This window comes from Paraburkholderia sp. RL17-373-BIF-A (assembly GCF_046030175.1).
Lineage (GTDB): Bacteria > Pseudomonadota > Gammaproteobacteria > Burkholderiales > Burkholderiaceae > Paraburkholderia.
Genome location: NZ_JARESO010000111.1, coordinates 1 through 11,606 on the forward strand (window position 1 = coordinate 1; position 11,606 = coordinate 11,606).

13 protein-coding genes are annotated in these 11,606 nt (G+C 61.5%); 10 read left to right on the forward strand and 3 right to left on the reverse strand.

What is annotated here, in order from left to right; translation table 11 throughout:
• The 7 genes from P0D80_RS47225 to P0D80_RS47255 form a co-directional block, all read left to right on the forward strand.
• Positions 1–269 (forward strand): hypothetical protein (locus P0D80_RS47225; RefSeq protein ID WP_408294915.1); only part of this gene is annotated, 269 nt, incomplete at its 5' end.
• A gap of 261 nt (positions 270–530) precedes the next feature.
• A complete protein-coding gene (locus P0D80_RS47230; protein ID WP_408183420.1) occupies positions 531–1,292 on the forward strand; it encodes an enoyl-CoA hydratase/isomerase family protein in 762 nt (253 codons plus the stop codon).
• Positions 1,293–1,344: 52 nt separating this feature from the next.
• Positions 1,345–2,406, forward strand: coding sequence for an ABC transporter substrate-binding protein (locus P0D80_RS47235; RefSeq protein ID WP_408183422.1), 1,062 nt, complete (start codon positions 1,345–1,347; stop codon positions 2,404–2,406).
• Between the two features lie 10 nt (positions 2,407–2,416).
• Positions 2,417–3,478, forward strand: coding sequence for an ABC transporter ATP-binding protein (locus P0D80_RS47240; protein ID WP_408294920.1), 1,062 nt, complete (start codon positions 2,417–2,419; stop codon positions 3,476–3,478).
• A 25-nt stretch (positions 3,479–3,503) separates the two neighbouring features.
• Positions 3,504–5,285, forward strand: coding sequence for an ABC transporter permease subunit (locus P0D80_RS47245; RefSeq protein ID WP_408183425.1), 1,782 nt, complete (start codon positions 3,504–3,506; stop codon positions 5,283–5,285).
• A gap of 27 nt (positions 5,286–5,312) precedes the next feature.
• Positions 5,313–6,845 (forward strand): AMP-binding protein, encoded by a 1,533-nt coding sequence (locus tag P0D80_RS47250; protein WP_408294923.1) that lies wholly within the window; start codon positions 5,313–5,315, stop codon positions 6,843–6,845.
• Between the two features lie 177 nt (positions 6,846–7,022).
• Positions 7,023–7,805: an IclR family transcriptional regulator gene (locus P0D80_RS47255; protein ID WP_408294936.1), complete on the forward strand. Its 783-nt coding sequence runs from the start codon at positions 7,023–7,025 to the stop codon at positions 7,803–7,805.
• Positions 7,806–7,850: 45 nt separating this feature from the next.
• On the opposite strand, the gene P0D80_RS47260 is transcribed toward P0D80_RS47255, so the two are convergent.
• Genes P0D80_RS47260 through P0D80_RS47270 form a run of 3 tightly spaced genes read right to left on the reverse strand, consistent with a single transcriptional unit; the run spans position 7,851 to position 9,801 of the window.
• Complete coding sequence (locus P0D80_RS47260; RefSeq protein ID WP_408294925.1) at positions 7,851–8,600, reverse strand: AMP-binding protein; 750 nt, start codon at positions 8,598–8,600, stop codon at positions 7,851–7,853.
• Entirely contained in the window at positions 8,518–9,462 is a 945-nt protein-coding gene (locus P0D80_RS47265) for an AMP-binding protein (RefSeq protein WP_408294928.1), read from the reverse strand. Before P0D80_RS47265 ends, P0D80_RS47260 begins: the two co-directional genes overlap by 83 nt.
• A 15-nt stretch (positions 9,463–9,477) precedes the next feature.
• Positions 9,478–9,801, reverse strand: coding sequence for an MFS transporter (locus P0D80_RS47270; RefSeq protein ID WP_408294931.1), 324 nt, complete (start codon positions 9,799–9,801; stop codon positions 9,478–9,480).
• A gap of 38 nt (positions 9,802–9,839) precedes the next feature.
• Here P0D80_RS47270 and P0D80_RS47275 point away from each other — a divergent pair, with 38 nt between their 5' ends.
• The 3 genes from P0D80_RS47275 to P0D80_RS47285 all read left to right on the forward strand — a co-directional run bounded on the left by P0D80_RS47275 (position 9,840) and on the right by P0D80_RS47285 (position 11,544).
• Positions 9,840–10,157, forward strand: coding sequence for a type 2 periplasmic-binding domain-containing protein (locus tag P0D80_RS47275; protein WP_408183431.1), 318 nt, complete (start codon positions 9,840–9,842; stop codon positions 10,155–10,157).
• A 455-nt stretch (positions 10,158–10,612) separates the two neighbouring features.
• Entirely contained in the window at positions 10,613–11,017 is a 405-nt protein-coding gene (locus P0D80_RS47280) for a VOC family protein (RefSeq protein WP_408183432.1), read from the forward strand.
• Between the two features lie 173 nt (positions 11,018–11,190).
• Positions 11,191–11,544: a DUF1428 domain-containing protein gene (locus tag P0D80_RS47285; protein WP_408183434.1), complete on the forward strand. Its 354-nt coding sequence runs from the start codon at positions 11,191–11,193 to the stop codon at positions 11,542–11,544.
• Positions 11,545–11,606: the final 62 nt, after the last annotated feature.

Below are 11,606 nucleotides of genomic sequence, written 5' to 3' on the forward strand. Positions count from 1 at the left end.
CTGTGCTGCATACTTCAGTGAATCACACCGCCGAAAGCATCGACGGCGAGCGGCCTTGTCGTTTCAATATTGGACCGGACCCGGCCATGAACAGCCGTTGGCCCGCTCGCTCACGCGGACGTTCGAAGGGCCGCTCTTCACGGTTCAACGGACCATCGTGCGCGGTTCAGTTCGATCGGGTCTTTGCCGCCGGGAAGCTACGTAGCTATTGCGAGCTGGATACTTCAAAGTTATTTCTTGGATCCGCAGGCATCTACCACCGGCAATAAAAATTACTCCGGTGCCTGCGCCCATCATGCGCCCGAATTCCTCGCCCGACTCGGGCAAATAGGTTTGAACCTCGCGCGGCAGATTTTTCGGCAATGCCTCATGCGGCGTCCATCGGCGCCACAAAACCCCTACCTGCGTGCAAACGCGGATCTCAAACGCGGATCGTCGCCAGCGCCTGCTTAGCGAAAACACCACCTTGCACCTCATTTATGGTGCGAGTATATTGAATTACACCATCAACTATTTCTATGCGATATTAAATGACTAACGATATCCTGTTGTCCAATCACGGCCGCGTTGCGGTCATCACGCTCAACCGTCCCGAAAAGCTGAACGCGTGGACGACCCCCATGCGTAACGCGATCATCGAGGCACTGGATCGCTTCGACGCCGACGACGAAGTGGCGGCGATCATCATGACGGGCGCCGGCAATCGCGCCTTTTCGGCCGGGCAGGATCTGTCGGAGGCGCACGATTTCGATGGCGAGCGCGCGGTCGCCTGGGTCAAGGAATGGCAGCGTTATTACGCTGTCCTGCGCGGCCTGAAGAAGCCCCTGGTCATGGCACTGAATGGCACCGCGGCGGGCTCGGCGTTTCAGGTGGCACTGCTTGGCGATATCCGGATCGGTCACCCGGGCGTACGCATGGGCCAGCCGGAAATCAACGCGGGGATCGCGAGCACGACCGGCCCGTGGATCATGAACTCAATGCTCGGCATGTCGCGCACCATCGAACTGACGCTCACAGGCCGCCTGATGGACGCCGAGGAATGCAAGAACATCGGTCTGATCCACCACGTCGTGGCGGAAGAAAAGGTCTTCGAAAAAGCGCTCGAAATCGCCACTGAACTCGCCAACAAGCCGCCGGTCGCGATGCGTCTGGACAAACAGCGTTTCCGTGAAATGACTGAAGCAGGCTTTCAGGACTGTATCGAAGCGGGCATCCGCATCCAGCGCGAAGCCTACGACTCGGGCGAGCCCGCCCGCATGATGGAAGAATTTTTCCGCAAGCGCGCGAAGTGAGCTGAGCGCAGTCCGATTCATCCCGCCACTCATCGAGCAGGAGACCACAGCAATGACGCAAGACTTCAACGAAAAGCGGCGCCGCATGTTGCAGGGTGCGGGGGCACTCGCGCTCGCGGGCGCAATGCCGGTACTGGTACGCGCCGACGACAAGCAGATCGTCGTATCGGATCCTGGTGGTCCATACACGGCGGCCTACCGTCAGGCTTTCTACGATCCGTTCGAGAAGGCGACCGGCATCAAGGTGGTGAGCGTGGCGCGCGAATCGCAGCCGGTCGCGCAATTCGAGGCGATGGTGAAGACCCGGAATTATGTGTGGGACGTGACGACCCTCACGCTCTCCGCCGACATTCCGTACCTCGAATCGAAGGGCCTGCTGGAGCCGATCGGCCTGAAGCCCTCGGACTTCCCGGACGTGATGCCTGAAGCGGTGACCAGTGACTGGCTCGGTGTCGACGTGTATTCGACGGTGCTCGCGTACCGCACCGACAAGTTCCAGAACAACGGTCCGAAATCGTGGGCGGACTTCTGGGACGTCAAGCGCTTTCCGGGACGCCGCTGTCTGCGCCGCAGCCCGCTCGACACGCTCGAGCAGGCATTGCTGGCCGACGGCGTGACGCTCGACAAGCTCTATCCGCTCGACGTGGACCGCGCTTTCAGGAGTCTCGACAAGATCAAGCCGCATATCGCCATCTGGTGGACGTCGGGCGCGCAATCGATGCAGGCGATCCAGAGCGGCGACGTCGACATGATCTCACTGTGGAATGGACGCGCGCAATCGGCGATCGACGCCGGTGCGCCGGTCAAGATCGTCTGGAATCAGGGCTTGTATTCGATCGAAGGCTGGGGCATTCCGAAGGGCACGCCGCACGCCGACATGGCCAAACAGTTCGTGCGCTTCTGCGCCGATGCGAAGCGCCAGGCCTTGCTCACCCAGACGCTCGCTTACGGTCCAACCAACCGCAAATCGTTCGACGCGATTCCGCCGCAGCGCGCGCCTTTGCTGCCGACCGCGCCGGACAACATCCGCAATATGAAGCTGCCGAGCCCGCAGTGGTGGCAGGACAACCGCCAGAAGGTCACGGAACGCTTCAATTCATGGATCATTTCGTAAAGGTGCCACGATGAGCGCAAAGCTGGAAGCAATCGGCCTTTCCAAGCGCTATGGCAACACCGTCGCACTGGAGCCAACCAGTTTGACGGTGCAAGCCGGCGAGTTCCTGACGCTGCTGGGTCCTTCGGGCTCGGGCAAGACCACGTTGCTGCAGATGATCTCAGGCCTCGTCGCACCCAGCGCCGGACGCATCGAGATAGACGGGCGGGATGTGACGCACGTCGAACCCGGCAAGCGCGGCATCGGCATGGTGTTCCAGAGTTATGCGCTGTTTCCGCATATGAGCGTGTGGGATAACGTCGCGTACGGCTTACGGATGCGACGCAAGTCGCGCGACGAGGTGCGCGAGGCCGTGGACGGCGCGCTCGCGATGGTACGCATGAGCGAATACGGGACGCGTTTTCCGAAGGAATTGTCTGGCGGGCAGCAGCAGCGCATTGCACTCGCGCGCTGCTTCGCCTATCGGCCGTCGGTGATTCTGCTCGACGAGCCGCTCGGCGCACTCGACAAAAAATTGCGTGAGCACATGCAGGCGGAAATACGGCGCCTTCACAAGGAACTCGGCGCGACTTTCGTCTATGTGACGCACGATCAGGACGAAGCGCTCACGCTGTCGGACCGCATCTGCCTGATGAACGACGCGCGCATCGAACAGATCGGCACGCCCGCAGATTTATACGACCGACCGGCGACGCGCTTCGCGGCGGGCTTCATCGGCCACTCGAATCTGCTCGAAGGCGCACTGGCGGACGCACCCGATGCGAGCGGCGAGCCGATCCTGCTCGCGGCCGGCGGCCGCATTCCGCTGCCGCGTACCTCGACGATTGGGTCGGCCGCCCGTCATACGCTGCTGCTGCGGCCCGAGGCGCTGCAATTTGTCGAGCCGAAGCATGGTTTCGTCGATGCCTGCATCGACGACGTGGTGTTCTTCGGCAGCGACACGCACGTGCAGCTGTCATTGCCCGACGGCAGCGAACTCATGGCGCGCTGCGCGCGCACGCTGAGCCCGCGAGTCGGCGATACGGTAGGCCTGATCTGGGATCCCTACCGCACCACGCTGCTGCATGCATGACGGTTCGCGCCGCAAAGGAATTCTCATGACCCTCGCTACACGCGTGCTCAGCCCGACCGATACGCCCCGGCGACATAGCACGTGGCTCGCAGCTTCGTTGCGCATCGCGCCGGCGGTCCCCACGCTGCTGTTCCTGCTGGTTTTTTTCATCGTGCCGGTGGGGGAAATCCTGCAAGGCGGACTCGTCAACAGCGACGGCACGTTCGGCCTCACGCAGTTTGCCCGCATCGCGCACACGCCCGTCTATGCGAAGGTGCTATGGATAACCTTCGCGATCTCGCTGCTCACGGCGGCGTTCTCGGTGGTGCTCGGCTATCCGGTCGCCTATCTGCTGAGCCGCGTGTCGGAGCGTGTGCGCGAGCGCTGGCTGCTCTGGATCATGCTGCCGTTCTGGACCAGCTATCTGGTCAAGACGTACGCGTGGATGTTGCTGCTGTCGAAGACGGGCGTTCTTTCCACGATCGCGCTCGCGCTGGGCCTCGTGCATGAGACGACCGGAACGATTCCGTCGCTGACGGGCGTGCTGATCGGCATGGTGCATTCGATGCTGCCGCTCGCCGTCATGACGATGCTGCCGGTGATGCGCGGCATCGACGAGCGTTTTTCGCAAGCGGCCGAGACGCTCGGCGCCGATCGCAGCACGAGCTTTTTCACGATGTTTCTGCCGCTCTCGTCGCCGGGTGTGGCGGCCGCGGGCCTGCTCGTGTTCGTCTCCAGTCTCGGCTTTTTCATCGTGCCTTCGCTGCTCGGCTCGCCGCGCGAGACGATGATCGCGCAACTGGTGATTTCAGCGGTGCTCGAACTGTTCGACATGCATTTCGCCGGCGCGCTCTCTACCGTGCTGTTGATCTGTTCGATTGCGATTTTCTTCCTGTACGACCGCGTGGTTGGCCTGACGTCGCTGACGGGGGAAGTGCGTGAGCGCGTCCGTGCGTCGCGTGCGCAGGGATTCAAGCTCGCGCTGCTGATCTGGGCCGGGCGGATCTGCGCGCCGCTGGTCAAGCGGCGCGGCACGGCCCAGCGCACCGGCGGCGTGCGTGTATTCAGCCCGCTTGGCCTCTTCACGGTAGCGATCCTGATCGTGCTGGTCGTGCCGGTGCTGTCCGTGATTCCCTATGCATTCACGAGCGGCGACTTCATCGCCTTTCCGCCGAAGCTCTTCAGTCTGCGCTGGTTCGGCACCTTCCTCAGTTCATCGGTCTGGCAGAGCGCGGTGATCCGCTCGTTTGAGGTGGGGTTCGGCACGGCGGTACTGTCGGTCGCGCTGGGTTTCGGCGCGACGCTGGCGATGACGCGCATGTCGCAGCGCGCCGTCAAGCCACTGTTCGCGCTGATGGTCGCGCCGCTGATCGTGCCGCGCATCGTCGTCGCGGTTGGTCTGCTGTATCTGCTGAGCCGCTTCGGGCTGACCGGTACCAACACCGGTCTGATCATCGGCCACACGGTACTGGCCATTCCGTACGTCGTCGTGACGCTCGCGGCCGGCTTTCAGCGCTTCGACTGGCGCCTCGACGATGCCGCCCGCGTGATGGGCGCGTCGTCATCGCAGCGCATTCGCACGGTGGTGTTGCCACTGCTGATGGCGAGCGTGAGCGCCGCGTTCCTGTTCGCTTTCCTCGTCTCGTTCGACGATCTGACGATCGCCATCTTCGTGAGCGGCGGCATCAATACCACGCTGCCCAAGCAGATGTGGGACGACATTCAACTGGCGATCACGCCGACATTGGCTGCGGTTTCGACGACGCTCGTCGTGCTGATCGCGCTGGTGATTTCGGTGTCCGCCTGGCTCAAGCGCCGCGCGCGTTGACCCTGCAAGCTCGATAAACGATAAGACATGCATTGCTATCCAGACTACTTTGAGCACCGTCATCCGCAAGACGAACTCGACTGCGTGCCGCTGTTGGCGGCCGGCCTCAGCGCCGATCCGGCGCATATTTTCCTGCATTACGAAGACCGCGCAATTCGCTGTGCGGAAGCGGCCGCGCATATCGCCCAACTACAGGCGTGGTTCGAGGGCTGCGAGCTCGCACAGGGCGACCGCGTCGCGGTGATGCTCGGCAATAGCCCGGAGCATATTTATTTGATCTATGCGCTGATGCTGAGCGGCATTGTGTGGGTGCCGGTCAATACGCGGCTGCGTGCGGCGGGTCTCGAATATTTGCTTCAGCATGCCGAGCCGAAGCTGCTCGTCATCGACGAAGAGTTCGATGCGGTGACGGCGCAGATCGATTGCGGCAACACGCGGCTCACGCGTTTGCCGGCCTTCGATGCCGCCGCGGCGGCGCCCACGCTGCGCACGCCGGTCATCGGCGTACATAAGCCGCTTTGCATCATCTACACGTCCGGCACGACGGGCGCGCCCAAAGGCGTGCTGTTCACGCACCGGATGATGCGCATTGCCAGCGAAGCCGCCTTGCGGGTGGCCGACGTGCGGCAAGGCGACCGTCTTTTCATGTGGGAGCCGCTGTGCCATATCGGCGGCGCTCAGATGTTGCTGCTGCCGTTCCTCGTGCCGGTCAGTCTCCACGTGGTGCCGCGCTTTTCGGCCTCGCAGTTCTGGTCGCAGGTGACGCAAGCGGGCGCGACGCAGTTGCATTATCTGGGCGGTGTGCTCGACATCCTGATGCAGTTGCCGCCCGACGAGCAGCCACGTGACCATGCGCTGCGCGTTGGATGGGGTGCGGGTGTAGGGGCCGCCGCGTGGCACGCCACCGAGGCGCGGCTGGGCGTACGGCTGCGCGAATGCTACGGCATGACCGAATGCTCGAGCTTCGCGACGCTCAATGCAACCGGCAAACCCGGCTCGATCGGCAAGGTCCTGCCATGGTTCGACCTCGAATTGCTGGATGAGCACGGGCGCCCGGTCGCGGACGGCGAGCCCGGCGAAATCGTGTTGACCAGCAAAGTGGATGGCGCGCTGCTGCCGGCGTATCTGAAGAACGAAGAGGCGACCCGCGCCGCGTTGCGCGGCGGCAAGTTGCACACCGGCGACCACGCGCGACGTGACGCGGACGGCGATCTGTTTTTCATCGGACGGGGAACGGACAGCATGCGCGTACGCGGCGAGAACGTGTCGGCATGGGAGATCGAACGTGTTTTTGCGGGGCATCCGGCGATCAAGGCGAGCGCGGCAATCGGCGTCGCGTCGACGATCGGTGAACAGGACATTCTTCTGAACGTGCAGTTCAAGGGCGCGGCGGTGGAATGGGAGGCCTTGCATGCGTGGGCCGGCGAGCGCCTCGCAAGCTTTCAGCTGCCGCGCTATTACCGGGCGGTCGAGCAGTTCGAATTGACGGCCAGCGAGCGGATCCGCAAGCATCTGTTGTCGCGCGATGTGCGCGATGCGTGGGATCGACTGGCGCGTTGACCTCGCCACGTGGGCGAGAGCGGATTGCACTGACGTTTATCACATTCCAGGAAAATCGATGTGGTATGCAATAATATCTATTCGCCACAAAGCAATTCCGGGAATGAGAACGTGAAACCCGCCCAGCCGACAAACCGCCGCAAACGCACCACACCGCCCGCCGCTCCCGGCGAGGAAATGGCGATCGATCCAACGCAATCCTCGCTGTACGTGCAGTCGGTGGAAAAGGCCATGCGGGTACTGATTGCATTCGACGGCAGCAAGCGGCAGTTATCGCTTTCAGAAATCTCGGTGCTGACCGGCTTCGACATGAGCGCGACGCAACGCTTCACGTTCACCCTGGCGGCGCTCGGCTATCTGTTCAAAGATCCGGACAGTCGCAAGTACGAATTGTCGCCCAAGCTGCTCGATTTCACTTACCACTATCTGACCTCCAACGAACTGGTGAGCCGGGCCACGCCTTATCTTCAGCAACTCGGGTCCGAAACGGAAGAGGCCACCAACCTGACGGTGCTCGACGACATCGACATCGTATTCGTACTGCGCATTGTCAGCCGCAATGTCTTCAACGCGCATGTCATCACAGGCTCGCGTCTGCCGGCTTATTGCACGGCGCCCGGCCTCGCGATCCTGGCCACGTTATCCGATGGTGAGGTCGACGATATCCTGTCGCGTACCAATCTCGTCCAGTACACCGCGTCCACCGTGCATCAGCCGCGCAAGATCAAGGAACGCCTCGTGCACATCCGCAAGCAGGGCTATGCACATACCGAGGACGAGTATTTCGTAGCCGACATATCCACTGCCGCGGCGATTACCAACGCGCACGGTCGTGGCATCGGCGCGGTCAACATCGCGATCACGCGTTCGCGCTGGCAGGCGGATCGCGACGAGAAGCGCTTCGCGGATCTGGTTGTTTCGACGGCTTCGGCTATTTCCGTACGTCGGCGCGTGGACTAGATATTTGCTTCGGCGATCCCCGCGCAGTCAGAACTTCGGGGATCGTCAGAATTCGGTTACAGGGCGCCTTTCACGAAGTGCTTTCCGGTCAACCTTGCCCGATTGTGAACTCGGCAGTTCATCGAGGAATTCGATCACTTTCGGGTAACCAAATTGCGAATGCGCGGCGCGCACAAATTGACGAATACTGTCGGCCGTCTCCGCGTTGGCGTTGAATCTGCCGGCAAGAACGATGTACGCCTTTACGCGTGACCCGCGTTCCGCATCGACTACGCCGAGTACGCCGGCTGCTTCGACAGCGGGATGCCGGCAACACGCCTCCTCAACTTCGAACGGGCTGATGCGATAGCCGGATGCCTTGATCACGTCGTCCTTGCGCCCGACGTACCAGTAGAAGCCATCGCTGTCACACGTGGCCAGATCGTTGGTGTGGAACCAGTCGCCACCGAATATGGCACGCGTGTCGTCTGGGCGGTTCCAGTAGCCCAAAGGAAACTGCGGATTACTGCGTGCGCGCAGACAGATTTCGCCTTGCTCGCCGACGCCCACTTCTTTCTCTGAATCGTCCAGCAGTCGCACGTCCCACCCAGGCACCGGCCTGCCCATCGAGCCGGGCTTGACCATCAGCCCGGCAAAGTTGCCGATCATCGGATAGGCCTCGGTCATGCCATAGTTCTCCAGCACTTCGACGCCAAATTGCTGGCGAAACCAGTTAGCCTCGGCCTGGCCCAGGGGCTCGTTCGCGCTGCAACAGATCCGAAACACCTCGGGGAACCGGGAGCCTGCATCGGGCACGGTTTTTCATCATCAGGCGCAGACCGCTCGGGTTGAGAAACACGTTGGTCACTGCATGACGGCTGAGCGCGGCGAGTAATCCATCGGGATCGTAGCGTTTCGACGACACGTGCACGAGGTTGACGGCGCCGTAGCGCCACGGGCCCAATACCTTGTACACGCCCCATGCCCAGTCGCCCATCCAGTAGGAACGCTCGCCTTCACGCAGGTCCTGGCAAACCTCGAACTCGTTATGACCGATTAGTCCGCGATGCGGCGCTACAACGCCTTTCGGCTTGCCCGTTGAACCGGACGTGAAATAGATGAGCGCAGGGTCGTCGGGGCTCGTATCGGCCGTATCGAATGTGCTGGCGAACGCGTTGATCGCGGTGGCTTCATAGCGCGGCGTGAGATGGGTGCCGTCTAGTGCACGTGTCGCATTCGCGTCGTCGACGATCAGCAGCGCAACCTGCGCGTTCGAGAGGCGATAGGTCAGCGAGTCGTCGCTCCATAACGTGGCCATCGGCACGCCAATCGCTCCAAGCTTGAGAACGCCGATGATCGCAGCGGCCGCTTCAACGGATGCACTCATCAGCACGGCCACGCGATCGCCCGGTCGCACGCCTTGCGCGGCGATCGCGTTCGCAAAGCGATTGGCGAGGGTCTGTATCTCGCCCCAGTAGACGAAGCGATCCGCGAGAGATGCGCCGGTGAGGATCATCGCCAGCTTGTGCGGATCGTGCTTGTCGCATACGTCTCGTGCCACGTTGTAGTGCTCAGGAACATGCCACCGATAGTTTCGATACCACGTTTCGTAGCGTTGCCGGTCGTCACTCGTAGCGTCGTTGTTTTTTTTCGCGTTGGACTGTTTAGCGTAAAACATTTCAGATTTTCCGATTCAACGTGAAGAGAAATGTGCATGCGTGCGAGACATTCTCGTGCCCGCTGTTTCCGGGAGCAGGCCGATTGGCACGAGTACCAGCAGTCCGACCGCGGACATATAGAACGCGGGCGCTAGCGGCGCGTGCGTATGGACGACAAGATACTGAGCCACAAACGGCGCGGTGCCGCCGAACAGCATGTAACCGAGGTTGTAGCCCAGCGCGGCGCCCGTGTAGCGGACCTGCGTCGGAAACAGTTCGCACTGCACCACGGCGACGACCGACGCCGTAAGCGTGAGGAACACCGCGATCAGCGCCTGGCCCAGGATCGCATTCAGCATGCCGCCTTGCGCCGCCAGCGAAGGCCGGCAGGCCCCCCGTGGACATCGTAGGTACCGACGGGTCGCCCGATACGCGGCTGCAACTGAACCAAGGTCGTGCGGACGCAGCCGTGCAGGGTGCCGAAACAATCGTCTATCAGAACTCGATCGAGAACAATCGCTACGCGATCGTGGGCACACCGTTCATGGTTCAACAGATGGGACTCGGATTCGACAAGCAGGATCCGCAGTTTGGAGATGCGCTCAAGAAGGCGCTTGCTGCGCTCGTCTCGGATGGGACTTATCAGAAGCTGGTCAGCAAGTGGGGCCTCAACGATAGCGCGATCAGGCAGCCCATGATCAACGGGCAGCCCTGATCGCCTTGCAGCTTCTTCGACATCGAACCCGAGGTCGGAAAGCCTTCGAGGCGCGGCGACTGACGCCCCGTCGCTGACTCACTCCCGGGCCCACAAGGCGTGCCGCGTCCTCGAGCACTTGAGCCTCGGTTCGGAACCTTGTTCGTGATTGTGGACCACGTGGTACCGAATGTCGTTCAACGTGATTCAAAGGAAGGTTCGATTTCATCGAACAAGGTCGGGTGCACGTGTACTTCCAAATCGCGTCGCCTAGAAACGGCGGGTGGCCCGACGCCAAGCGGATTCGGGGGTCAACTGTTTTGTGTACCGCATGGTCTACGATAGATCAAGGCAATGAGTGCGTCCCCGTCTGACTAACTGGTTCCTGACGAGAAACTGCGTGGCCGCAAAGCGGAAGCGTTGCGCGGCACGGAGCGAACAAAGTCTTTGGGCTTTCTTGACCTCAGAGGTGTTCCATGCTTCAAGACAGCGACGTCGCAACTCGGATCCCAGCGCAAGACCTCGCTCGCGCAAGATCTTTCTACTCGAGCAAGCTCGGCCTTGAGCCGCTGGAAGAACGGGCTGGTGGCCTCCGCTACAAATGCGGCAGGGGCTACTTCACACTCTTTCAGTCGTCTGGCTCGGCCTCAGGTACTCACACACAAATGGCCTGGGAGGTCGATGACATCCAGGCAACCGTTAGTGAGCTGCGACAGCGTGGAGTCGCGTTCGAAGAATACGATCTTCCCGGCCTCAAAACGATAAACGGGATCGCTGATATACAAGGGAATTACCCGTCCAAGGGTGGGGTCGGCGAAAGAGCTGCTTGGTTCCGAGATAGCGAGGGCAACCTCCTCGGCATTGGGCAACCGCTTAAGTGAGCAGGCCGACGCCGTGCCTCAAAGCGCCGCTTAGGGTCAAAGCAGGCTATCGGTCCAAGGGAATCGACTGTTGTCGATTTCTTGACTCCCCGCTCGTCGTGCGTATGGGCGGTCGTGTTGCGATTCGCTGCAGACCGGCACCTATAGTCCGTATGGGAAAAAGGAGATTGCGAATGACTTACGTCGATGGATTTGTTGTCCCCGTGCCTACAGCCAACCGCGAAGTTTACAGACAGTTCGCCGAAAGAGCGGCGGCCGTCTTCAAGGAGCACGGCGCGTTGAAGGTGGTCGAATGCTGGGGAGATGACGTGCCGGAGGGCAAGGTGACGTCGTTTCCAATGGCGATCAAGCGCAAGGATGATGAGACGGTGGTGTTCTCCTGGGTTGTCTGGCCGTCGCATCAGTCGCGAGACGAAGGAATGAAAGCGGTAATGGCCGACCCGCGGCTGCAACCAGACAAAAATCCGATGCCTTTTGACGGCCAGCGGCTAATCTATGGCGGTTTCGAAGTGATTGTCGACGCGTGATGGCAGAAAAACATGGCGTGGGGGGGGGGGGTGGGGGGGGGCCCCCCCCCCCCCCGCGGGGG